Raw genomic sequence first — 23,091 nt, 5'->3', positions numbered from 1 at the left:
TTTTCGCGATGCTCGCATCGCGTGAGGAAATCTTATGCCCGAAATCAACCCGTCGCGGCTATTGGCCGACCTCCGTCACTTTGCGAAATTTGGCGCCTATAGGACCGGCGTGCATCGCCCGACATTCTCCGCCGAGGACATGGCCAGCCGCCGCTGGCTTGCAGGTCAATATGAGGCGGCGGGCCTCTCCCCATCGATCGATGGGGTCGGCAACGTTTTCGGCCAATCTTCACAGATCGGGCCAAGGCTGCTGATTGGTTCTCATGCCGAGTCACAAAATCAGGCAGGGTGGCTCGATGGTGCCCTGGGCGTGATCTACGGTTTGGAACTGGCGCGGGCCTTCCGCGAGAGCGCCGCTTGCTCCGGCTTCATCATCGAGCCCGTGGCGTGGGCTGACGAGGAAAGCCATTTTATCCCCTTCCTGGGGACACGATCATTTATCGGAGATATGACCGAAGATGAGATGGAACGGGCAAGCGATCGGACGACCGGGCAGCCGCTCATGCAAGCGATTGCCACAGCCGGACTTGCCGGGGTTCCGAGGCGCAGGGGCGATCCATCGCGGTATATCGGCTACCTGGAAGCGCATATCGAACAGGGGGACTCGCTGGAAGCGGCGGGACTAAGCATTGGCATAGTGACCAGCATTGTGGGCATCCAGCAGTACAGAATCGTCTTTACCGGCTCCCAAAACCACGCGGGAACGACACGCATGGCCGTGCGCAAAGACGCAGGAAAGGCACTTGTGGACTTCTGCGGTGTGCTCAACCAGAAATTCGAAGAGCTGAAGGCAGAACGCACCGTCTGGACCGTCGGGCGGATTACACTCGATCCAGGGGCGCCCGCGATCATTCCGGGAAGCGCCGAGATGCTGTTCCAGTTCCGCGATAGCGATCCGGCTGTGATTGCCAGGTTGGATGCCGCTCTGCATGCCCTGATCGCTGAAGCGGACGATGCCGGGCCCTGCAACGTCGGAATCGAAACCATGTCCGTCTCGAAGCCATCGCTCATGGAGCCGGGCTTCCAGGCCGCACTCGCCGGGGCGGCCGAGTTGCATGCGCGGGGACTTCATACTGCCATGCCTAGCGGCGCGGGACATGACGCCCAGATCCTGGCTCGGACCATGCCGTGCGGCATGCTGTTCGTTCCGAGCATCGGCGGCATCAGCCATCATTGGACTGAGGACACCAAGGAAAAGGACATCGTTCTCGGTTGTCAGGTTCTGGCGGATGCGGCCGAGACCATTCTTCGCGCGGCCCAGGCGGATGTGACCCACCACGCCTGAGCCGAACGCTTAATGAGGTCCCGATTGTGCATTGACGAAGTCCTCGATCTCCTGCATCATCATCCATGATGATCGACGCATGAATGCGGTCACGAAAGGGGATTTCTTATGATAGCGAACGTTCTCACTAGCAGACGGCGTGTTCTCCAAGGTGTTTCCGCCCTGGGCGCCGCTGCGCTCGCGCCGGGACTCGGATCGGTTGGGGCGGCCTTCGCTCAGGGAGCGCCGATCGGGGACGGCAAGGCGGGCCGGATCGTGATCCGGACGCCTGGCGGGTCATACGAGGAAGCCTGGCGGGCCGTATGCTGGGAGCCGTTCGCGCGCGAAACTGGCTACCAGATCGTTCCGATCGCCACCAACGCTGCGCGCATCCTGGCGATGATCGAGAGCGGCGCGAGCGATGTCGACGTCCTCGACTACGGTCCGATCCAGTTCATCACGCTCGCCGAGAAGAATGCGCTTCTCAAGCTCGACAAATCCCAGTTCAAGCTGACCGATCTTGCCGATATCGATACGGTGACCGACTATTATCTCGGCGTCCTGGTTTATTCGACCGTGCTCGCCTACAACACCGAGGTCTTTGGCAAGAGGCATCCGACCAGCTGGGCGGAGTTCTGGGACACCAAGACGTTCCCGGGTCCTCGGATTCTCGAAGACGCGGCGACGGGTGTCGTCGATCTCGAATTCGCGCTGATGGCTGACGGCGTGCCCATGGACAAGCTGTACCCGCTCGATGTCGACCGGGCGTTCAAGAAGCTGCGCGAGATTCGCCCCAGCATCGTGAAATGGTGGGACACGGGCGCGGTGGCCGCTCAGATGCTGGCCGACAAGCAGGCGGTTCTCGGGTCGATCTGGAACGGCCGGGCGCAGACCCTGGCGCAGCAGGGCGCTCCGATCGGGATCGAGTGGAACCAGGCTCAACGCTTCGTGCAGGGCCTCGCCATCTTGAAGAACTCGAAGAACGTCGAGGGTGCCTACAAGCTGCTCGACTATTCGTTGCAGCCGCGCGTGCAAGCCGCGCTGGTGCAGCGCGTCGCCTATGGGCCGGTCAATCGCAAGGCCTTCGAGGCCATCCCGGCCAATCTGGCGGCGATGATGCCGACCTCGCCGGAGAACGTCGCGCGCTCGTCGGCCAACGATCCCGTCTGGTGGTCGAAAAACGGCAAGGCCGTCGCGGAGCGCTGGCAGGAATTCCTGCTGGAACGCTGAGCGCTCCAGCCTTCCGACAAGGGGCGGGCTGCAGGAGCCCGCGATCTTTCGAGTGCCGACCCGCGACGTGCTGGCCGCGTCTCGGGGGCACGCCGAACGACCGAACATCGTCGCCTCGCACAGCCGGCCACGTGCAGCGGACGAGCATGATGACATGAACGAATCTTTTCGAGGCGAGATGTCCACCGGTGTCAGTATCCATCTTCAGAAACTCGCGAAGCTCTATGGCGGAGCTGCGGCAGTTCAGGACGTAGATTTTTCCGTCGAGCCCGGCGAGTTCGTCAGTTTCCTGGGCCCGAGCGGCTCGGGCAAGACCACGACCCTGATGATGATTGCGGGCTTCGTTGCTCCCACCCGTGGGCAGATCTTCATCGATGGGCAGCCGGTCGCGCATCTGCCGCCGCAGAAGCGCGGGCTGGGCATGGTCTTTCAAAACTATGCGCTGTTTCCGCATATGACGGTGGCCGAGAACATCGGGTTTCCACTGAAGATGCGCGGAATCGAGCGTGAGACGGCCGACGGGCAGGTCCGCGACGCGCTCGCCATGGTCAAGCTCACCGGCTTCGAGGAGCGCTATCCGCGGCAGCTGTCGGGGGGGCAGCAGCAGCGCGTTGCGCTGGCGCGCGCCATCGTCTTCGAGCCAAAGGTCTTGCTCATGGACGAGCCTCTCGGAGCCCTGGATAAGAAGCTTCGCGAGCACATGCAGCTCGAAATAAAGCACATCCAGAACCGCCTTGGCGTAACGGTCATCTATGTCACGCATGACCAGGATGAGGCCCTGACGATGTCGGACCGGGTCGTGGTTATGCGGGATGGCCGCGTCGAGCAGATCGGCAGTCCCGCCTCGCTCTACAACGATCCCGAGACGGCGTTCGTCGCGGACTTTCTGGGGGAATCTAATTTCATCGAGGGGCGCGCCGAGGCGGCAGGCGATGGGCTGGTCCGGATCGGCCTGCCGAACGGACTGGCGACGTCCGGTCTTTCGAAGCACCCCGTTCAGGAGGGCGCCTCCGTGCGCGCCTGCCTTCGCCCCGAGCGTGTCGCGGTCCACCCGGCCATGGACCCGCCGACCGCCGAAGCCTGGGCAGGGCGGATCGAGGAGGTCATTTATGTCGGCGACGCGACGAAGCTGCGGATCGGCTTCCGAGGGCAGGCGCTGACCGCGAAGATTCAGAACACCCAGGATTCTGCTCGGTTCTCCGTCGGCGACGAGGTCGTCGCCTCATGGGCCGCGGCAAGCGTCAAGATCCTGTCAAGGTGAGCCGATGACTACCTCACGCGCCGTGGCTCGCTCTGCAGATCGATCCGAACCGCATGCGGCGGAAGCCGCGGCCGAGCGCAGGTCGCGCAGGATTTCGCTGCTGCTGTTGACTCCCATGCTGGCTTTTCTCGCGATCTGCTTCGCATATCCGCTGCTGGACATGCTGTCGCGCAGCATACAGGGTCCGGAAGGACTGACCCTCGAATTCTATCGGCGTATTATCGATCGCCCGGTCTATCTCAGGATCGTCTGGGAAACCGCGATCCTCTGCGCTCAGGTGACGATCGTCACCCTCCTTCTCGCCTATCCGCTCGCATATGTGCTGACCTCCGCCCGCCCCGGCGTCAGGGCGGTGATGATGGTGCTTATCCTCGTGCCGTTCTTCACCAGCATCCTGGTGCGGACATATGCCTGGATGGTCATCCTCGGCCCGACCGGATTACTGGTCCAGCTTCTCGAAATGTTGATGCTCCCCAAGGTGTCCCTCCTCTACAATCGCGCGGGGGTTCTGATCGGCATGAGCTACGCGCTGCTCCCCTACATGGTCTTGACGCTCTACAGCGTGATGCGGGGCATCGACCGAAGGCTTATCGAGGCCGCCGCCAATCTCGGCGCAGGCGACTGGCAGACCTTCCGCTATGTCTTTCTGCCGCTGAGCCTGCCGGGGGTGACGGGTGGAGGGCTGCTCGTCTTCATCCTCTCGCTCGGCTACTTCATCACGCCGCGGCTGCTCGGCGGAGACCGCGACCAGACGATCTCGATGATTATCGATTATCAGGTCGAGCACGCGCTGAACCTCAATTTCGCGGCAGCGCTGGCGACGCTCCTGCTGGTCATCACGCTGGCCGGGTTCGTCCTGTACGACCGACTCGTCGGCTTCCGGACGCTCCTCGAGAGCAAGGTGCGCTAGCCGTGAGCCTCGACAGATACGCATTCTCGTCTTGGACGAAATCGGCGCTCCTCTACGGCTGCGCCTGTCTCGTCCTCCTTTTCCTGATGCTTCCGATCCTGATCATCGTGCCGATCTCGTTCAGCGCGGATCAGTATCTGCGGTTCCCTCCCAGCGGGTTCTCGCTGGAATGGTATCGGCGGTTCTTCCAGCGGCCCGAATGGATGGCCTCACTGCGGCTCAGCTTCGAAATCGCGCTGATGTCGACGGCGATGACGCTCGCACTCGGCGTGCCGGGATCGATCGCGCTCGTCCGGGGGCGGTTTCCAGGCAAGAGCCTGATATATGGCCTCCTGCTTTCGCCGATGATCGTGCCGACGATCGTAAGCGGCGTGGCGATCTACTTCTTTTTCGCCAAGCTGAATCTGGTCGGCAGTCCGTTTGCGATGGCCTTGGGGCATACCGTGTTGTCCCTGCCACTGATGATCATCATCGTGACGGCGACGCTGCAGGGGTTCGATGAACGGCTGGAGCAGGCCGCCTATAGCCTCGGGGCGGGGCCGCTACAGACCTTCCGCTTCATTACTCTGCCCTTGATCGCCCCGGGCGTGATCTCGGGGACGCTGTTCTCGTTCCTCAGCTCGTTCGATGAACTGATCATACCGTTGCTGCTGGCGGGCACGACGAGCTTCACCTTGCCGGTTCGGATATGGAACAGCGTTTTCATGCAGGTCGAGCCGACGATCGCCGCGGTGAGCACGGTCCTGATCGCACTTGCCGTCGTGATCCTGATCATTTCGCATCTCGTTCAGCGCTTGCGGCCGTAGCGGCGGCATTCGCATAGGGGGAAGTCAATGAGCCGAAACAAGATCGTTCTTTGCGGCCGTCTGGTCACCATGACGGCAGCAGAGCAGGAAGGGCCGCAGGCCATCGAGATTGAAAACGGGCACATACTGAAAGTCGCGCCCTATCGTGGCGAGGCGATCGACGCGCCCGAGGTGATCGATTTCAGCGACTCCACGGTCCTGCCCGGGCTGATCGATGCCCACAGCCATCTGGAGATGCTCCACATCCTGCTGGGCGACGAGCGCCTGCAGACCTCGGTAAGCGATGCGGTCTTGTCCTTCCGTGCCGCCAAGAACGCAGCGGCGAATCTGCGGGCGGGCATTACCACCATGCGCCTGCCCGGCACCAAGAACTATATCGATATCGCTTTGAAGCAGGCCATTGAAAACGGCGACATCCTGGGGCCCCGTCTCGTCGTGGCCGGTCGAGGGATCGCCTCGAGCCTCACCGAGAACGTCAACCAGATCACCGCCGACGGTGTCGATGCCGTGACCGTAGCTGCGAGGAACAACATCGCGCAGGGCGTCGATTTCCTGAAAGTTTTCGCCACCGGATCGACCAGTCCTTCCTTGCTTCACGGCAGCGCCCCCTATTTGCTGGAGAGGGAGCTGCGCGCCGTCAAGGAAGTCGCCCGCGAGTTCGATATCCCGGTCGCGGCCCACGCCTATGGGGGGAAAGCGATTGAGCTGTGCCTTTCTGCGGGTATCGACCAGATCGAACACGGCTTCTTCGCCAGCCCCGAGCAATTCGACCGAATGGCGGAATCGGGCGTCTGGCTTACCGGGACCCTGGGTGTTTTCCTGACCCGTCCCGGACTGGCGGACCGGCCCGGTATTTCATCGGGCGCACGCGATCGCCTGCTCGTTGCCTATGACGCGAACATCGAAAGCGTGCGGCAGGTTAAGCGGGCGGGGGTGAAGTTCGCGCTGGGAACCGATGCCATTCATTGCGAGATTGTTCAGGAAGCAATCTTCGCCGCAAGCGCCGGATTGACCGCGCGCGAGGCGCTGGAAGCCATCACCAGCAACGCGGCTGCTCTCTGCGGTATGTCAGGAGAGGTCGGGAGCCTCATACCCGGAGCCTTCGCCGATCTCGTCGCGGTGAAGGGAGATCCGATGCAGGACCTCGCTATCCTAAAATCTCCTGCCGCGGTGTTGCAAGCGGGCAATAGGATATTCTGAACCTGCGGGCGGGACCGGCTGCTTCGCGGACGAGCGCAACAGGACGGGCGCGGGCGCAGGGGGCGTATTGTCAAAGTCTTTATCATCATAGATGATGATTTAATGAGCCGGGCTCTTTCCGGCGCCGCAGAAATGGGGGTTGTAAAACCATGGTCGATATTTGCCAGCCATCTTTCTCGCGCCGGGAGTTGCTGCTGAGCAGCACGGCTGCCGCCCTCGTTGCCGAGCTGCCCATGATCGGCGCAGCCCTGGCGCAGGAAACGCCGCGCCGCGGTGGGGTGTTGACGATCGCCCAGACCATCGAACCCGCAATGCTGACCGCGGCGTTCAATCCCTCGACTTACATCGTCCTGGTTGCAGGCAAGATCTTCGAAGGCCTGGTCTCCTACGATGCGGAGCAGAAGCCGCAGCCCTCGTTGGCGACGAGCTGGGAGGTCGGTGCCGACGGTCTCACCTACACGTTCAATCTGCGGGAAGGTGTGACCTGGCACGACGGCAAGCCCTTCACCGCAGCCGATGTCGCGTTTTCGATAAGCGAGGTCTGGAGCAAGATCCATCCGCGCAGCGGAGTGACTTGGTCCAATCTCACCGGAGTCGAGACGCCGGACGCGAAGACGGTCGTCGTGAAGCTGTCGAAGCCGGTGCCGTTCCTTCTGTCTCTTCTCGGCGGGTGGGACGCCCAGGTCCTGCCGAAGCACATCTACGGGATCGGCGATATCCGAACGAATCCGGCGAACAATGCGCCGATCGGCACAGGGCCGTTCATTTTCAAGGAATGGCAGCGCGGCCAGTTCATCCGGCTCGAACGCAACCCGAACTACTGGCAGCCGGGCAAACCGTATCTCGATCAGATCGTCATCCGGATCATGCCGGATGCCGGCTCGCGCGCTGCGGCGTTCGAAGCCGGAGAGGTTCAGCTCGGGCTTTTTAACCCCATCCCGCCGGCGGATCTGAAGCGTCTGCTCGCTTCGCCGCAGCTTGCGGTGACGACCGACGGCTATGCGATGTTTGCGCCGATGTCGCCGGTCGAGGTCAATACACGCAACGAGTTCCTGAAGGACAAGCGCGTTCGGCAGGCGATCATGTATGCGATCGACCGGAAGTTCGTTCTCGCAAACATCCTGTACGGGTACGGCAAGATCGCCACGGGCCCGCTTACGTCGGACTCGCCATTCTACACTACCGAAGGCGTCCATCTCTACGAGCAGGACCTTCCACGGGCGAACGAGCTTCTCGACGAAGCCGGCTTCCCGCGCCAGGGCAACAAGCCCCGGTTCAAGCTCTCCGTGGAACTGACGCCATCTCCGGAATGGTCGCGATTGGCCGAGTACTTCAAGCAGGCCCTGGGGCGCGTCGGCATCGATGTGGAAATCAGGTCGTCCGATTCTCCGACTTTTCTGCGTCGGGTCTACTCCGACTATGATTTCAACCTGACTTTGGGATTCCTGTTCATGCTTTCGGACCCGAGCGCCGGCGTGCAGCGTCTCTATTACGGTCCCAATATCCGGAAGGGCGTGCCCTTCGCCAATGCCTCGGGCTACGCCAACCCCGAGCTGGACAAGATTTGGGAGCAGGCTCGCGAGGCGATCGATCCGGCCAAGCGCAAGGAATTGTTCGCCCAGGCGCAGCGGATCGTCGCCGAAGACCTCCCGGTGCTGAACCTGATCGAGTTTCAGTTCACCACCGTCTATAACAATAAGCTCCACAACCCGACCGTTGGCCCGGACGGCGCCTATGGCACTCTGAGCGATGCCTGGCTTGCCGCCTGAAGCGTGTGAGGGCGGCGCGTGGTGAATCTCCCGAGATTTCTGGCGCGCCGCCTGGTGCAGGCCGTCCTGACGCTGCTAATCATCGTCGTGCTGCTGTTTCTGCTGCTGCACAGCGCGCCTGGCGACGTCGTCGATGTCCTCGCCGGCGAGGCAGGAACGGCCTCGCCGGAGTATCTGGCGCAACTGCGAGCGCAGTTCGGGCTGGACCAGCCGGTTCTCGTCCAGCTCTACCGCTACGCGCTGAGGGTGCTCAGCTTTGATCTCGGTTATTCGTTCCGGACCAGTCAGCCGGTTTCGGCCCTGATCTTGGCTCGCATACCGGCGACCCTCCTGTTGCTCGGCATCAGCATCACGACCGCGATCGGTGCGGGAGTCGTGCTCGGCGTGACGGCGGCCCGTCATGTGAACCGCCCGCTCGACAACGCCATCTCGCTGCTGGCGCTCGTCTTTTATGCGACGCCGATCTTCTGGATCGCATTGATGATGATCGTGCTGTTTTCGGTTCAACTGGGCTGGTTCCCCACAGGGGGAATGATGACGCTCGGAGCGCCGATGCCGCCGTTAGCGCGGGCTTTAGACGTCGCACGTCACGCCGCGATGCCCAGCGCTGCGCTCTCGCTGTTTTATGTCGCGATCTATACGCGGCTGATGCGCGCTTCCATGCTTGAGGTGCAAGGCGCGGACTATGTCCGGACGGCTCAGGCCAAGGGATTGGCGAGCTCGACCGTGGCCTGGCGGCACGTCTTCCGCAACGCCCTGCTCCCGATCGTCACGATGGCCGGCCTGCAGATCGGCTCGATCATCGGCGGCGCAGTGCTCATCGAGACGGTGTTTGCCTGGCCGGGACTCGGCCGCCTCGCCTCGGAGGCGGTGTTCCAGCGCGACTTCAACCTCCTGATGGGGATCCTGATCATCAGCTCCATTCTCGTTCTCGTCATGAATATCCTCGTCGATGTCGTCTATGCGCTGATCGACCCCCGGATCTCTTTGTCCTGATGGCCGGATCAGTCAAATTCCTGGGCGCCTTCTGCCGACGCTGGACGACGCTGCTGGGCTGCGTCCTCCTCGGGGCGGTGCTCGCCATGACCTTGACGGCGCACTGGGTCTTTCCCGAGGATCCGTGGTCGATGGTGACGCAGCCGATGCTCTGGCCTGCCGAGCAGGCAGGCTATCCGCTCGGCTCGGATGCGCTGGGCCGGGACGTCGCGGCCGGGATCTTCTATGGCGCCCGCGTGTCGCTGGCGATCGGCATCGCGGCGACGGTAGCCGGCTTACTCCTCGGCACGGTCGTCGGCAGCATTGCCGGATATTACGGTGGCCTCGCCGACGACTTGCTGATGCGCTTCACCGAAGCGTTCCAGACGGTTCCGCCCTTCCTTCTGACAATCGTGATCGTCACGCTGCTGAACCCCTCTTTGACGACCGTCATCCTGTCGATCGCCCTCGTCTCCTGGCCCCCCGTCGCCCGCCTTGTGCGGGTCGAATTCATGACCATGCGCGAGCGCGAGTTCGTGCAGGCCTGCCGCGCCATCGGCATGGGCGATGCGCGCATCATTATTCGCCAGATCCTGCCGAACACGCTGTCCCCGGTGATTGTCACGTCTTCGATCATGGTCGCGAGCGCCATTCTGACCGAGTCGTCCCTCGCATTTCTGGGTTTGGGGGACCCCAATGTGATGAGTTGGGGAACGATGATCGGGGCGGGGAGAGAGCAGTTGCGGACGGCCTGGTACCTGACCGCGGTTCCTGGATTGGCCATTCTGGTCACGGTGCTGGCGATCAATCTGATCGGTGAGGGCCTCAACGACGCCTTGAACCCGCGCTTGCGAAATCTGTGACTCTGACAACGGCGAGGCGACGATGACGACCGTCATCCGTGACTGCGACTGGATCATCGCCTGGGATGCGGCATCGCGGTGTCACACCTACCGGCGGGGCGGCGATGTCGCTTTCGACAAGCGCATCCTGCAGGTCGGAGGACGGTTCGAAGGGACTGCTTCTCGCGAGTTGTCGGGCAAGGGTCGCCTCGTCATGCCCGGCCTCGTTGACCTCCACAGCCATCCCTCGCTCGAACCCGCCTATCGCGGTGTCCGCGAGGAGCATGGATTACGACAGATGTTCATGACCGGCCTCTACGAGCGCTCGATCGCATTCTGGCCCGATGCCGAGGGACAGGTCGCCGCCGCGGAGGTCGCATTTTGCGAAATGGCCTTGTCCGGTGTGACGACGGTGGCGGACCTGTCGAATCCTTATGACGGTTGGCTCGAACTGTTGGCGCGCAGTGGCCTGCGCGCCTTCGTGGCGCCAGGGTTCGCGTCGGCTCGCTGGACGCTCGATTCGCATTTCAATCTCGGCTTCAATTGGGATGAGGCCGCAGGTCACCGCGGCCTTGAAGCCGCATTGAAATTGATCGGGCAGGCACGGAATCATCCAGCGGGCCGGCTGTCGGGTATCGTTTACCCCGCTCAGATCGATACATGCACTCCCGAACTTCTAGACGCCGCTGCCAGAGCCGCAAAGCAACAAGGACTGCCTCTGACGACCCACGCCGCGCAGTCCGTCAACGAGTTCTTCGAGATGCTGCGCCGCACTGGCAAGACACCGGTACAGTTTGCGGGCGAGGTTGGCATCCTCGGTCCGAATCTCACCTTGGCGCACGGCATTTTCATTGACGATCATTCTTGGCTGCACTGGCGGCCATCGCGGGATCTCGCTCTGCTCGCCGAGACCGGGACTTCGATCGCGCATTGTCCGACGCCCTTCGCGCGTTATGGCGCCGTCCTCGAGAACTTCGGTCGATATCGCGGTGTCGGCATCAATCTCGGGATCGGGACGGACACGACTCCCCACAACATGATCGAAGAGATCCGGCTCGCGCTGATTTTGGCCAAGACGCAGTCCGGTGACGTTGAGAACGCTACGCTGTCGGATGTTTTTCACGCGGCAACCGTTGGGGGAGCGAAGGCGCTTCTGACAAGCGACATCGGCCGGCTCGAACCGGCGTGCAAGGCCGATATCGTTCTGGTGGACCTCGAACATCCATGGATAAAGCCGGCACGAGATCCTCTTCGCAGCTTGGTTTTCCACGCCGCCGATCGAGCGGTTACACATGTCTTCGTCGATGGTAACCCGGTCGTCGAGGATCGGTGCGTAACGACGCTCGATCGCGCGTCCGCCCTTGACCGGCTCGGCGAAGCTCAACAACGGATGCTCCATGGCGCCCCGGCCCGAGATGGCTTGAAGCGATCCGCTGACCAGATTGCGCCGCTCAGTCTTCCGGTCCTGGCATGAATCGCGTTGGAGCTGAGTGATGGGCTTGCGAAGCGCGCATCCTCACGCAGATGGACATGCTCTTCGCCAACTTCCCGGCGATGGGCCAACTGGGGATGTCGCCATTAGCAGCCATTCTCTCGCTTCCACCTCACGCCTGATCTGATACTCAAGACCGTCCTCAAGCCGAATACAGGAGGGGCCTAGGGTCTAACCCAACGAGCGTCTTGTGATTCAACTGGCTCACGAGAAAAGGAAAATTCTATGAGCCGCCTGTGCTGGTTGGTCGCCCCCCACATAACTCACTGACATCGCTCGCCAGCGAACTCAGGACCTCGCCGAGGACACCCCTCGGGAGCGCTCAGAAAGGTTCGAGCTCGTCTTTGTAGAATGGGCTGTTCACGTTGGAAGGCAGCGTCAGATGGCCACCTCTAACGAATGTCGGTATCGGTGGTTGCGCGCCCCCGCAACCAAATACACAAAAGCTCCGTCGCAACTGCGGCGGGGCTTTCGCGTTCCAAGGCAAACCGCCAAAGCCGAGCAAGGCCAACGTGCCGCCCGAGATCAACGCCACCGCCGTCGCGGGGCGTGGCCACGATCTTCTCGATCAGCGAATGGCCCGACCGGCCGTCGGCCGGGCCACGACCTTCATGCGTCAGAACATGTGGAACGGCGGCTTGGCGTCATCCGGCAACAGCGCCTTATAGGGTGTCCGGGTCAGGCGCTCCTGGAAATCGGCCTTGGCCTGTTCCAGCAACCCAGGTTCGGCGAGGACGTCCACGGCGACGCCTGCCATGACCTTCGCAACGTGAACCATGCCCTTGTGGGCCAGCGGCGACTGCCCATGGGCCGTCAACTGCCAGGAGTGGCCCGGCGTGCCGATCGTATAGGTCGCGCCCCGCGCCTGGACCGTCGGGACAGCCCAGGAGACATCGCCGACATCGGTGGAGCCCATCATCCGCGGTCCGGGCACTTCCTTGGGCGCGATGGCGTTGCACAGCGGGAAATCCGTCGCCGGTAGTCCAGAGCGTCGGAAAGCGCTTTCGACATGCGCGGGCGTCACCGTCTTCTGCATGCGCCTGGCGAAGGCGACGTCGTCCGCGTCGAAAGGCGGCGGGCCGAGCCGATCGAAATTGCGCTGCATCGCATCTTCAAGCGGCGTGTTAGCCAGCAAGCTGCTCATCGCGCTGACGACCTCATCAGTGACGGCCGTTTCCGTCATCAGCGCCGCGCCTTCGGCGATTTTCCGGACGCGGGCGAGGAGTTCATGGACCTGGGAGACCATCGTCGCGCGCACGACGTAGCGGAGCTTGGCCTTGGCCTGCACGACATTCGGCGCGATGCCGCCTGCATCCAGATAGGCATAGTGGATGCGGGCATCGCTCGGCATGTGCTCGCGCATGTAGTTGACGCCGACATTCATCAGCTCGGCGGCATCGAGTGCCGAACGGCCGAGATCCGGCGCGGCAGCGGCATGGCTGGCGCGGCCGGAGAACTCGAAGTCGATCGTCGTGTTCGCAAGGGATATGGCTGCCGTCACGGCCGCGAAATCGGCCGGATGCCAGGAGATCGCGATGTCGACATCCTTGAAGGCGCCTTCCTTGACCATGAACGCCTTGCCCGCTCCGCCTTCCTCGGCCGGACAGCCATAGTATCGGACGCGGCCCTTGAGCCCACGCTCCGCGAGGAAATCCTTGACCGCCGCTGCCGCCAGCATGGCGCCGGCCCCGAGCAGGTTGTGGCCGCAGCCATGGCCTGCCGGCTGGTTTGGAAGTGGCTGATGCTCGGAAACTCCAGGGGCTTGCGATAGCTCCGGCAGCGCATCGTATTCGCCGAGTATCGCGATCACCGGGCCGTCTTCTCCCGCCTCGCCCATGACCGCCGTCGGCAAGCCGGCAATGCCCGTCTCCACGCGAAATCCCTCGCGCCGAAGCTGCTCGGCATGAGCAGCAGCTGACTTGACCTCCCGGTAGTTGAGCTCGGGCATCTCAAAGACGCGGTCACTCAGCTCGATATAGTCAGCTTGCTTTGAATCGACGATCGTCCAAATCTTATCGGTATTCTGCACAGCCATCTCCCGAGGTGGCATCCGCGCCATAGAGGCCGCCGAAGGCCGCGGTCACCACAATCGCCAGGTGTCGGCAGCCCCAGCATCGAGAGGCTACTACACGGCGGACGGCAGAACGGCTGAATTTTGGTCCGAAGTTTCGGCGATTATTGCAGATCGGATTTTGCTTACGTCCTCCGAAGCTCACGATGTTTGCCTTTGTCCGCTCCCGCTTCGACTTGTCCTTCAGCGCCGTTTTGAGGAGCCGGGCACTGCGGATCGCTGCGTGGCAATGAGTTGCACCGGGGCAATCGCGGGCGGCCTGTAAGTCGCAATAAAATCTTACAAAGCTCTTGTGAAATCTCACAAGACAGATCAAGTTTCGGTTCATGCTCGATGCAAGCTCCCCTTTCCTTCCTGCTCCTATTGCCGAGGCGCTGCTCGATGTCGCTAGCCGCCGGCTGCGCACGGCTATCGTCTCCTGCGAGCTCACGCCCGGTGACTTCGTCCATGAGGCGGCCCTCGCCGAGCGCTTCGGGCTGGGCCGCGCCAGCGTTCGTGTCGCGCTGACCGAGTTGGCAGCGGGGCGCTTCGTTAGCCGGCATGCCCGGCAGGGCTGGCGGATTGCACCGATCGACGGCGCGCTGATCGGAGCGGTGATCGACGGGCGTCGCCGGCTCGAGCCTGCCCTGGCAGCGCACAGGCTGGCAGAGCCCGCGCTCTCCACGGCGACTGCGCTGCTCGGGATGGTCCAGTCCGTATCGGGGCGGACCGAACTCGCAGCGCTTGCTACGGCCCGCGCTGCCGAGCGCCAGCTGCGCAACCTGCTTGCTGCCGGCGCCGGCGTCTTCGCCAGCGATTGGCTCGGCGAGATCTGGGATCATTCGGACCGGATCGTGCGGATGCTCGACCTCGGCGGCCACGCCATCCCTTCTGCTGATCTCGGCGAGCTGGTCGCCGCGCTCGGCGCGGGCGACAGCGATCTCGCCGGGCGAGCGATCGAACGCGACCAAAAGCGCTTCGCCGACGCAATCGCCCACGGCTTCCTCGCCATGTCGGCGCAGCCGGCTCGCCCGCAAGCGCGTTCTGCCCGCCGAGGCCGCGCCGCCCAATCGCCGCTTGTCACAGCCGATCGGCCTATCCCCCTGTCGAAGGAGAAGCAGTCATGACCGTTGCCTGGCGAAACTATCCTCTCGCAGCGGCCTGCGCCGCGATCCTCGCTTTGGGGAGCGTCGCTCCCGCGCAAGCCTCCAAAGAGCGCTTCGTGGTTGACCTCGTCAACGAGCCTTCCTCGCTCGATCCGCAGGTTCAATGGAACCCCGATAGCTACTACGTCTACCGAAACATCTTCGACAATCTGGTCACCCGCGACGACAAGGGCGAGATCGTCCCGCAAGTCGCGACCTCCTGGAAATACCTGTCCGACAACGAGATCGAATTCGAGCTTCGGTCCGACATCGCCTTCCATGACGGCTCGAAGCTGACCGCGGACGACGTCGTCTTCAGCGTCAAGCGCATTACCGATCGCAGCTTCGGCAGCCCGCAGCTCGGCCAGTTCGACAAGATCACCGATGCGGTCGCGCTCTCGCCGACCAAGGTCAAGCTGACGACCAGCGGGGCCTACCCGGCCTTGCTGGCGCAGCTCGTCAAGCTCTCGATTGTGCCCAAGGCCGTCGTCGAGGCGGTGGGCAAGGACGCGTTCAACCTGAAACCGGTCGGCAGCGGGCCCTACAAATTCGAGAACTGGCAGCGCGGCGTTGCAGTGACGCTCTCGCGCAACGATGCCTATTGGGGCACGAAGGGGCCGTTCCCGAGCGTGATCTTCCGGGCCGTGCCTGACAGCGCGACCCGCCTTGCCAATCTCCAGGCCGGCACCAGCGACCTCGGCGTCACGCTCGACAGCGACCAGGCAGCCCAGCTGAAATCGGCGGCGAAGGCCAAGCCCCTGACGGGCCTGACCGAGCGTGTCGCCTATCTGCGCCTGAACACGACCAAACCGCCTTTCGACAACGTCAAGGTCCGGCAGGCGGCGGCTCTCGCCATCGACAAGGAGGGGCTGGTCGATGGCCTGCTCGGCGGCTTCGACAAGCCGGTCGGGCAGTTGCTGACGCCGGCGATCTTCGGATGGGTCGATGGCATGCCTGCCGCGAAATACGACCTCGCCAAGGCGAAGGCCCTGGTCGCCGAGGCCGGCCCCGCCGCCAAGGCCGAGATCGAGCTTTCGACCGCGCCGGTCTTCGACCAGCGCATCGTCCAGGCGGTGCAGCAGCAGCTCGGCGAGGCCGGGCTCAACGTCAAGATCGCGATGTCCGACATGGCGAGCTATCTGAAGCGCGCCCAGGCCGGGCCGGAAGGCACCTCGACGCTGAGCTTCGGCCGCTGGTCCTGTGCCTGCCAGGATGCTGATGGCGTGCTCTTCCCGCTGCTGCACAAGAGCAGCGGCTGGTCGGCCTATCGCAATCCCAAGACGGACGGCCTGCTGGAAGAGGCCCGCCAGACCCTCGACAAGGACAAGCGCCTCGCCGCCTACAAGCAGGTCCACGAGATCGTCGCGGCCGAGGCGCCGGTGATCCCGCTCTATCAGGCCGTCGTGATCTATGGCGCGACCAAGAACCTGAATTTCACGCCGACGCCGAACGAAAGCATGTTTCTGAACCGGATGAGCTGGAACGACTGAGCCGCAACGGCCGACAGCAGCTCTGTAAGATCAAGGCGCCGGGAGGAGACCGGGCGCCGCCAATCAAAAAAGGGGAATGGCTGATGATGCGAACACGCCGAATGCTCGCAGGCGCGCTGCTCGCCGCTTGCCTGTCGCTGCCGGGGGGCGCGGCCTTCGCCGCCAAGGAGCGTCTGACGATCGACCTCGTCGGCGAGCCAAACTCGCTCGATCCGCATGTCCAGTGGAACCCGGACAGCTACTACGTCTACCGCAACATCTTCGACAATCTCGTCACCCGTGACGACAAGGGTGTCATCGCGCCGCAGGTCGCAACCTCGTGGAAGCAGCTTTCCGACACGAAGATCCAGTTCCAGCTGCGCGATGACATCACCTTCCATGACGGCTCGAAGCTGACCGCCGACGACGTCGTCTTCAGCGTCAAGCGCATCACTGATCCAAAGTTCGCCAGCCCGCAGCTCGGCCAGTTCGACAAGATCATCGACGCCGTCGCGGACGACGCCAAAACGGTGACGCTGACCACGCAGGGTGCCTATCCGGCCCTGCTCGCGCAGCTCGTCAAGCTCTCGGTCGTGCCGAAGAAGGTCGTCGAGGCCGTGGGCAAGGACGCCTTCAATCTCGCGCCGGTCGGCAGCGGCCCCTACAAGTTCGGCGCGTGGCAGCGCGGCGTTGCGGTGACGCTCAATCGCAACGACGCCTACTGGGGCACCAAGGCGGCGTTCCCGAGTGTCGTCTTCCGCGCGATTCCCGATGCCGCGACGCGCGTCGCCAATCTGATGGCCGGCACCTCGGACCTCGCCGCCAATCTCGACGGCGATCTCGCCGCCCAGCTCAAGACCTCGCAGCGCGCCAAGCCCGTGCCGGTGCTGACCGAGCGCGTCGCCTATCTCGCGATGAACGTTCAGAAGGAACCGCTGAACGATCCCCGCGTGCGCCGTGCCATCGCCCAGGCGATCGACAAGCAGGCGATCACCGACGGCGTGCTCGGCGGCACCGAGAAGCCGCTGGCCCAGATGCTCTCGCCCGCGCATGAGGGCTTCGTCGAGGGGATCAAGGACTTGCCCTTCGATCTCGCCAAGGCCAAGGCGGAGCTTGCCGCGGTCGGCCCCAAGGCCAAGCAGGAGATCGCCCTGGTGACCGCGCCGGTCTACGACCAGCGCGTCGTGCAGGCGCTGCAGCAGATGCTGGTCGATGCCGGTCTCAGCGTGAAGATCGAGATGACCGACATGGGCTCCTGGCTGAAGCGCATGCAGAGCGGCCCCGATTCCATCCCCGTGATGGCGTTCAGCCGCTGGTCCTGCGGCTGCCAGGACGCGGACGGCGTGCTGTTCCCGATCCTGCACAGCGCCAGCGGCTGGGCCAATGCCAAGGACAAGGCGATCGAGGAAGCGCTTGAGACCGGGCGCCAGACGCTCGATCCGGCCAAGCGTCTCGCCGCATACAAGACCGTGCACGAACGCATCGCCAGCGAGCACTTCGTGATCCCGCTCTATCAGGCGGCACAGATGTACGGGACGTCCAAGAACCTCGTCTGGACCCCCACGCCCAATGAAAGCATCTTCGTCAACCGGATGAGCTGGAAGGACTGACGCGGCGTGGTCGGCTTCCTCCTCCAGCGCGCCGGGCAGGCGCTCGTCACGATCTTCGGCGTGGCGACGCTGATCTTCTTCGTCCAGCGGCTGACGGGGGATCCGACCTATCTCCTGGTGCCGGAAACCGCTACGCAAGCCGATATCGAAGCCCTGCGCCACGCGCTGGGCTTCGACCGGCCGCTGATCGTCCAGTATCTCGGCTTCCTTGCCGATCTCGCCCGTTTCGATCTCGGCCAGTCCGTGGTGCAGCGCGTGCCGGTGATCGACATCATCGCCTCGCGCCTGCCCTACACGCTGATGCTCGCCGGCGGCGCGCTGACGGTCGCCTGCGGCATCGGCATCCCCGTCGGCATCCTGCTCGCATTGTTCCGCGATAGCGCCGCGGCGAAGGCGGCCGCCGGCTTCGTGCTCGCGGCCCAGAGCATGCCGACCTTCTGGAGCGGCATCCTTCTGATCCTGCTCTTTGCCGTGACCCTCGGCTGGCTGCCGCCGTCTTCGACGGGCGGCTTCTCGCACCTGATCATGCCGTCCATCGCGCTCGGCCTGCTTTCGATGGCGACCTTCGCCCGGATCACGCGGGCGGCGCTGATCGAGGAGTTCACGCGCGACTATGTCCGCACGGCCCGCGCAAGAGGTGTCGGTCCGGTGCGCATCCTGCTGCGGCATGTCGCGAAGAACGCGGCGATTCCCGTCATCACCGTCGCCGCGCTCGAGATATCGAACCTGTTGGCCGGCGCGGTCATCGTCGAGACGGTGTTTGCCTGGCCTGGCCTTGGCCAGGTCACGGTTCAGGCCATCCTCGCACGCGATTTCCTGGTCGTGCAGGGCGTCGTCATGCTGGGGGCCCTGGTCACGATCGGGCTCAATCTGCTCTCGGACTTTCTCTACAGCGTCGTCGACCCGCGCATCGCATTGGGGGGCGGACGATGAGCGCACCAGTTCCTTCGCTGCCTCGCCGCCGCTTCCCGCTGAAGCGCTGGTGGCCGATCGCCATTCTCGCGGTCTTCGTGCTGACCGCGATCTGCGCGCCCCTGCTCGCTCCCTATGATCCCAATGCTCAGAATCTCGTCGGGCGGCTGAAGCCGCCGGGCACGGTTTCGCGCAGCTTTTACTACTGGCTCGGCTCGGACGAACTCGGCCGCGATCTCCTCAGCCGGATCATCTACGGCACGCGCGTCTCGCTGCTCGTCGCCGTGCTCTCCGTCCTGCTCTCGGGAGCGTGCGGAACCGCGCTCGGGCTGATCGCCGGCTACCGGCGCGGCTGGGTCGAGACTGCGGTGATGCGCATTGCCGACGTGTTCCTGTCGATCCCGGCGGTGCTTCTCGCCATCATCACCGTCGCGGTGCTGGGGCCCAGCCTGGTCAATGTCGTCCTCGTGCTCGCCCTCACGCGCTGGCCGCGCTATGCCCGCGTGGCGCATGCGCAGACATTGGCGACGGCCGGCATGGCCTATGTCGAGAACGCGGTGCTCTCGGGCGGTGGCAATGCGCGCATCCTCTTCCGGCATATCCTGCCCAACATCGCGGGCACGCTGATCGTCGTGGCGACCCTGGAGTTCGGCCTGATGGTCCTGTTCGAGGCCGGGCTCTCCTTCCTCGGCCTCGGCGTCCAGCCGCCGACCGCGAGCTGGGGCTCGATGCTCTCCACCGGCCGCAACTACGTTGCTACCGCCTGGTGGGTCGCGACGCTGCCCGGACTTTGCCTGTTCGTGCTGGTGCTCACCGTCAACCTGACCGGCGATGCCGTGCGCGACCGCCTCGACCCCCATTTTCGCTAAGGATCGCACCATGTTCGACGACATCAAGGGCAAGCGCGCGCTCGTCACCGGGGCTTGCGGCGTGATCGGAAAATGGATCGCCGAGACGCTTCACGACGCCGGCGCCACGCTGGCGCTCACCGACGCCAAGGAAGGCGAGCTCGACGCCTTCGCCAGGACGTTGGGCCTCGGCGGCGATAGCTTCGTCAAGGCCGCCGATCTCACCGACGAGGCTTCGATCAAGGCGCTGACGGCAGAGGTTGGGAAGCGCTGGGGCGCTGCCGACATCCTCGTCAACAATGCCGGGATCTATCCCAGCGCCTTCCTGCTCGACACGCCCACGGAGGAGTTCGACCGGATCTTCTCCGTCAACCTGCGCGCACCCTTCATTCTGAGCCGCGAACTCGCCACGCAGATGGTCCGCAAGGGCGTCAAGGGCTCGATCATCAACATCTCGTCGGGCGCCTCGCGCAAGATGCGGCGGACGGCCGCCGTCTACTCCACCTCGAAGACGGCGCTCGACCGCCTGACCAAGGGCTTTGGCGTCGAGTTGGCCGAATACGGCATCCGGGTGAATGCGCTCGAGCCCGGCTTTGCGGCCGGCAGCACGGTCAGCGGCCTGACGCAGGCGCATATCCAGAACACGGTCGCGCAGATTCCGCTGGGACGGCCGTCCTCGCGCGCGGATGTCGGCAACGCGCTGCTTTATCTCGCCAGCGACGTCTCCTCCTATGTCACCGGCGCGACCCTGACGGTCGACGGCGGCAATTCGATCGGCTCGCTCGCGGTCCATCAGGACAAGAAGAGCGCGCTGTGAGGAGCTTGTCGTGAACCAAAACACGTCTTCGCTCGCGCCGGCGAGCTTTCCCGCCTCGGCCTATGAATGGCCGGCGGGTAAGAGCAGCGCCTTCTGCTTCAGTGTCGATGTCGACGCCGAAAGCCCGTATCAATGGAACCTGGCCGAGGGCGCGCCCGCGACGCTCGGCCAGATCGAGCAGCGGCTGTTCGGGCCACGCATCGGCATCTGGCGCATCCTCGACCTGCTCGACCGCTACGGCATCAAGGCGACGATGTTCGTGCCGGGCCTGGTCGCGAAGAACCATCCCGACCTGCTGCCGGCCTTTGTCGAACGCGGCCACGAGATCGGATTGCACGGCTACTTCCACGAGATCGCCACCGAAGCGGGGCCGGATGAATTCGCCCGCGCGCTCGACGAATCGCTGGCGCTGTTCAAGAGCCAGACCGGCGTCGTGCCGAAAGGTTTCCGCTCGCCGGCCTGGGAGATGACACCGTTCATGCTGGCGGAGGTCAAACGACGCGGCCTCTACGACAGCTCGCTGATGGGTTTCGATCATCCCTATACGATCGACGGCGTCACGCAGGTACCGGTGCTCTGGGCTGTCGACGACGCGATCTATTTCCGCTTTACCGGCAGCCCGACCGATCGCGCACCGCCGTCGCCGCAAGGTGGCATCCTCGAAGCCTGGCTCGACGAATGGCATGTCCTTCATCGCGAAGGCCGGATGATGATGCTGACCATCCATGACTGGATCTCAGGAAGAGCCGGCCGTGTCCGCATGCTGGAAAAGCTGCTCGACGTGATCACGACCTCGCCGGGAACCTGGATCGCGACCGTCGGCGAACTCGCGGCGCATCATGCCGCCAGCGGCAATGCCGCGCGCTTCAGTGTGCCGATGCGACTGCCGGAGGCGAGCGCGCCCCATCGCTTCAAGGCGTCGCGCTGATGCAGACTTTCAGCATCCGGAGGCCTGCCGTGCATTCGGCGCACGGTCTCGTCGCCGCCCAGAACCGCCATGCGGCGCAAGCCGGGGCGGATGTTCTCTCGCGCGGCGGCAACGCCATGGACGCGGCCGTCGTGGCCGCGCTGGTGCTGAGCACTGTCGAGCCCTGGCTCTCGGGCATCGGCGGCGGCGGCTTCCTCGTCCATGCCGACGGCCGGACGGGCGCGACCGAGACGCTCGACTTCAACGTCCGCTCCGCCGCGGGGCTCGACCCGGCGGATTATCCGCTGGCCGACGCGCAGGCCGGCAACTGGTTCAGCTGGCCCTCGGTGGTCGGGGAGCGCAACGTCTCCGGCTATGGCGCGATCTGCGTACCCGGCGCGATCGCAGGCCTCGCCGCCGCGCTGGATCGTCATGGCTCGATCTCCTGGGAAGAGGCGCTGCAGCCTGCGATCGAGCACGCTGAACGCGGCCTGGAAATCGACTGGTTCGCCGCGCTCTGCATCGCGATCGAGGTTCCGGGCCTTGCGCGCGACCCCGTGCTCTCGGCGATCCTGCTCGACGACGGCCATGGCCCGAAGGCCGGTGCCGACACGCGCCGCTTCAAGCCGATGGCGCTCAAGGCCAAGCTGCTGCGGCGGCTCGCCAAGGCGGGAGCGCGCGACTTTTATGAAGGCGAGAGCGCTGCATCGATCGCCGCCGACCTCGAAGCGGGCGGTTCGCCGCTGCGCGCCCGCGATCTGGCCGCCTACGAGGTGGTCTGGGCGCCGGCTCTGACCGGCCGCTATCGCGATTTCGACATCGCCGCGGTGCCGGGTCTCAGCGGTGGCCCGACCTTCTTCGACGCGGCGCAGCGCCTTGCCGACGGGCCGCTGTCGCGCGAGACCTCGCCGGCCCAGGCTGCCCTGCTCTACGCGACCGCGATCCGCGCGGCCTATGAAAAGCGGCTCAACACGCTCGGCCATGCCGCGACGCCTCAAGCCGGCTGCACCTCCCATGTCAGCGTGGTCGACCGCTCCGGCACGATGGTCTCGCTCACCAACACGCTGCTTTCGCGCTTCGGCGCAAAAGTCGCGCTGCCGCAGAGCGGCGTCATCATGAACAACGGCATGATGTGGTTCGATCCGCGCCCCGGCCAGCCCAACAGCATCGCGGCGGGCCGGAAGCCGCTCGCCAATATGTGCCCGCTCGTGCTCAGCCAGGGCGGCCGCCCCGTGCTTGCCATCGGGGCTGCCGGCGGACGCACGATCTTCCCGACGGTTCTGCAGCTGATCTCGGGACTGTCCGATTTCGGCCTGTCGCTCGAGGAGGCCTTTCACCGCCCGCGCATCGATGCTTCGACCCCGCGCATCAAGATCGACGCGCGCGCCGAGGCGGATGTCGCGGCGACCGTCGCGACTGCGTTCCCTGTCGAGATCGTCGAGGACACGCTCTATCCCGTGAACTTCTCGATTCCCTCCGCCGTGATGGCCGCCGAGCACGGCTTCATCGGGATGGCGCATCCGACCAGCCCGTGGGCTGCCGTGGTTGCGGCCGCTTCATAACGAGTGCTCAGGGGGATCGCGT

Annotated in this window: 19 protein-coding genes; 18 read left to right on the top strand and 1 reads right to left on the bottom strand. The window is 64.2% G+C overall.

The features are described from left to right. Window positions 1-34: 34 nt before the first annotated feature. The 10 genes from AC6RIC_RS25380 to AC6RIC_RS25335 all read left to right on the top strand — a co-directional run bounded on the left by AC6RIC_RS25380 (window position 35) and on the right by AC6RIC_RS25335 (window position 11,731). The gene (locus AC6RIC_RS25380) at window positions 35-1,285 is read left to right on the top strand and encodes a Zn-dependent hydrolase (RefSeq protein ID WP_499734438.1); all 1,251 of its coding nucleotides are present in this window, start codon (window positions 35-37) and stop codon (window positions 1,283-1,285) included. A gap of 255 nt (window positions 1,286-1,540) precedes the next feature. After that, on the top strand, window positions 1,541-2,494 hold the full coding sequence (locus AC6RIC_RS25375; protein WP_499734437.1) for an ABC transporter substrate-binding protein: 954 nt from the start codon (window positions 1,541-1,543) through the stop codon (window positions 2,492-2,494). Window positions 2,495-2,672: 178 nt separating this feature from the next. After that, on the top strand, window positions 2,673-3,755 hold the full coding sequence (locus AC6RIC_RS25370) for an ABC transporter ATP-binding protein (protein WP_499736657.1): 1,083 nt from the start codon (window positions 2,673-2,675) through the stop codon (window positions 3,753-3,755). Between the two features lie 115 nt (window positions 3,756-3,870). Further along, window positions 3,871-4,665, top strand: coding sequence for an ABC transporter permease (locus tag AC6RIC_RS25365; RefSeq protein WP_499734436.1), 795 nt, complete (start codon window positions 3,871-3,873; stop codon window positions 4,663-4,665). A 2-nt stretch (window positions 4,666-4,667) separates the two neighbouring features. Further along, window positions 4,668-5,471, top strand: coding sequence for an ABC transporter permease (locus AC6RIC_RS25360; RefSeq protein ID WP_499734435.1), 804 nt, complete (start codon window positions 4,668-4,670; stop codon window positions 5,469-5,471). A 27-nt stretch (window positions 5,472-5,498) separates the two neighbouring features. Next, window positions 5,499-6,671 carry an amidohydrolase family protein gene (locus tag AC6RIC_RS25355; protein WP_499734434.1) on the top strand — a complete coding sequence of 391 codons (1,173 nt, stop codon included), beginning with the start codon at window positions 5,499-5,501 and terminating at the stop codon, window positions 6,669-6,671. A gap of 233 nt (window positions 6,672-6,904) precedes the next feature. Further along, window positions 6,905-8,440, top strand: coding sequence for an ABC transporter substrate-binding protein (locus AC6RIC_RS25350; RefSeq protein ID WP_499734433.1), 1,536 nt, complete (start codon window positions 6,905-6,907; stop codon window positions 8,438-8,440). A gap of 18 nt (window positions 8,441-8,458) precedes the next feature. After that, window positions 8,459-9,436 (top strand): ABC transporter permease, encoded by a 978-nt coding sequence (locus AC6RIC_RS25345; protein WP_499734432.1) that lies wholly within the window; start codon window positions 8,459-8,461, stop codon window positions 9,434-9,436. After that, window positions 9,436-10,278: an ABC transporter permease gene (locus tag AC6RIC_RS25340; RefSeq protein ID WP_499734431.1), complete on the top strand. Its 843-nt coding sequence runs from the start codon at window positions 9,436-9,438 to the stop codon at window positions 10,276-10,278. Before AC6RIC_RS25345 ends, AC6RIC_RS25340 begins: the two co-directional genes overlap by 1 nt. Window positions 10,279-10,300: 22 nt before the next feature. Then, window positions 10,301-11,731: an amidohydrolase family protein gene (locus AC6RIC_RS25335; RefSeq protein ID WP_499734430.1), complete on the top strand. Its 1,431-nt coding sequence runs from the start codon at window positions 10,301-10,303 to the stop codon at window positions 11,729-11,731. Between the two features lie 634 nt (window positions 11,732-12,365). On the opposite strand, the gene AC6RIC_RS25330 is transcribed toward AC6RIC_RS25335, so the two are convergent. After that, window positions 12,366-13,778, bottom strand: a complete 1,413-nt coding sequence (locus AC6RIC_RS25330; protein WP_499734429.1) for a M20 family metallopeptidase — start codon at window positions 13,776-13,778, stop codon at window positions 12,366-12,368. A gap of 368 nt (window positions 13,779-14,146) precedes the next feature. Here AC6RIC_RS25330 and AC6RIC_RS25325 point away from each other — a divergent pair, with 368 nt between their 5' ends. The 8 genes from AC6RIC_RS25325 (at window position 14,147) to AC6RIC_RS25290 (ending at window position 23,069) form a co-directional block, all read left to right on the top strand. Next, window positions 14,147-14,926: a GntR family transcriptional regulator gene (locus AC6RIC_RS25325; RefSeq protein ID WP_499734428.1), complete on the top strand. Its 780-nt coding sequence runs from the start codon at window positions 14,147-14,149 to the stop codon at window positions 14,924-14,926. Continuing rightward, the gene (locus AC6RIC_RS25320) at window positions 14,923-16,434 is read left to right on the top strand and encodes an ABC transporter substrate-binding protein (RefSeq protein WP_499734427.1); all 1,512 of its coding nucleotides are present in this window, start codon (window positions 14,923-14,925) and stop codon (window positions 16,432-16,434) included. The genes AC6RIC_RS25325 and AC6RIC_RS25320 overlap by 4 nt, the downstream gene beginning before the upstream one ends. A gap of 83 nt (window positions 16,435-16,517) precedes the next feature. Then, a complete protein-coding gene (locus AC6RIC_RS25315) occupies window positions 16,518-18,023 on the top strand; it encodes an ABC transporter substrate-binding protein (RefSeq protein ID WP_499734426.1) in 1,506 nt (501 codons plus the stop codon). Window positions 18,024-18,029: 6 nt separating this feature from the next. After that, window positions 18,030-18,956, top strand: coding sequence for an ABC transporter permease (locus AC6RIC_RS25310; protein WP_454658709.1), 927 nt, complete (start codon window positions 18,030-18,032; stop codon window positions 18,954-18,956). Then, window positions 18,953-19,804 (top strand): ABC transporter permease, encoded by an 852-nt coding sequence (locus AC6RIC_RS25305; RefSeq protein ID WP_499734425.1) that lies wholly within the window; start codon window positions 18,953-18,955, stop codon window positions 19,802-19,804. The genes AC6RIC_RS25310 and AC6RIC_RS25305 overlap by 4 nt, the downstream gene beginning before the upstream one ends. 10 nt (window positions 19,805-19,814) lie before the next feature. After that, window positions 19,815-20,600, top strand: a complete 786-nt coding sequence (locus tag AC6RIC_RS25300) for an SDR family NAD(P)-dependent oxidoreductase (RefSeq protein ID WP_499734424.1) — start codon at window positions 19,815-19,817, stop codon at window positions 20,598-20,600. Between the two features lie 10 nt (window positions 20,601-20,610). After that, a complete protein-coding gene (locus AC6RIC_RS25295; protein ID WP_499734423.1) occupies window positions 20,611-21,528 on the top strand; it encodes a polysaccharide deacetylase family protein in 918 nt (305 codons plus the stop codon). Between the two features lie 29 nt (window positions 21,529-21,557). Beyond that, entirely contained in the window at window positions 21,558-23,069 is a 1,512-nt protein-coding gene (locus tag AC6RIC_RS25290; RefSeq protein ID WP_499734422.1) for a gamma-glutamyltransferase, read from the top strand. Window positions 23,070-23,091 lie beyond the last annotated feature (22 nt).

Source organism: Allobosea sp. TBD101 (assembly GCF_059817965.1).
The sequence above is the reverse complement of the archived record's forward strand: the minus strand, read 5'-3'. Positions and strand labels throughout refer to the sequence as shown.

Coding starts and splice junctions, on each gene's coding strand:
- AC6RIC_RS25380 (WP_499734438.1), top strand. CDS start 35: ATGCCCGAAATCAACCCGTCGCGGCTATTGGCCGACCTCCGTCACTTT.
- AC6RIC_RS25370 (WP_499736657.1), top strand. CDS start 2,673: ATGTCCACCGGTGTCAGTATCCATCTTCAGAAACTCGCGAAGCTCTAT.
- AC6RIC_RS25365 (WP_499734436.1), top strand. CDS start 3,871: ATGCTGGCTTTTCTCGCGATCTGCTTCGCATATCCGCTGCTGGACATG.
- AC6RIC_RS25355 (WP_499734434.1), top strand. CDS start 5,499: ATGAGCCGAAACAAGATCGTTCTTTGCGGCCGTCTGGTCACCATGACG.
- AC6RIC_RS25350 (WP_499734433.1), top strand. CDS start 6,905: ATGATCGGCGCAGCCCTGGCGCAGGAAACGCCGCGCCGCGGTGGGGTG.
- AC6RIC_RS25340 (WP_499734431.1), top strand. CDS start 9,436: ATGGCCGGATCAGTCAAATTCCTGGGCGCCTTCTGCCGACGCTGGACG.
- AC6RIC_RS25335 (WP_499734430.1), top strand. CDS start 10,301: ATGACGACCGTCATCCGTGACTGCGACTGGATCATCGCCTGGGATGCG.
- AC6RIC_RS25325 (WP_499734428.1), top strand. CDS start 14,147: ATGCTCGATGCAAGCTCCCCTTTCCTTCCTGCTCCTATTGCCGAGGCG.
- AC6RIC_RS25320 (WP_499734427.1), top strand. CDS start 14,923: ATGACCGTTGCCTGGCGAAACTATCCTCTCGCAGCGGCCTGCGCCGCG.
- AC6RIC_RS25315 (WP_499734426.1), top strand. CDS start 16,518: ATGATGCGAACACGCCGAATGCTCGCAGGCGCGCTGCTCGCCGCTTGC.
- AC6RIC_RS25305 (WP_499734425.1), top strand. CDS start 18,953: ATGAGCGCACCAGTTCCTTCGCTGCCTCGCCGCCGCTTCCCGCTGAAG.
- AC6RIC_RS25300 (WP_499734424.1), top strand. CDS start 19,815: ATGTTCGACGACATCAAGGGCAAGCGCGCGCTCGTCACCGGGGCTTGC.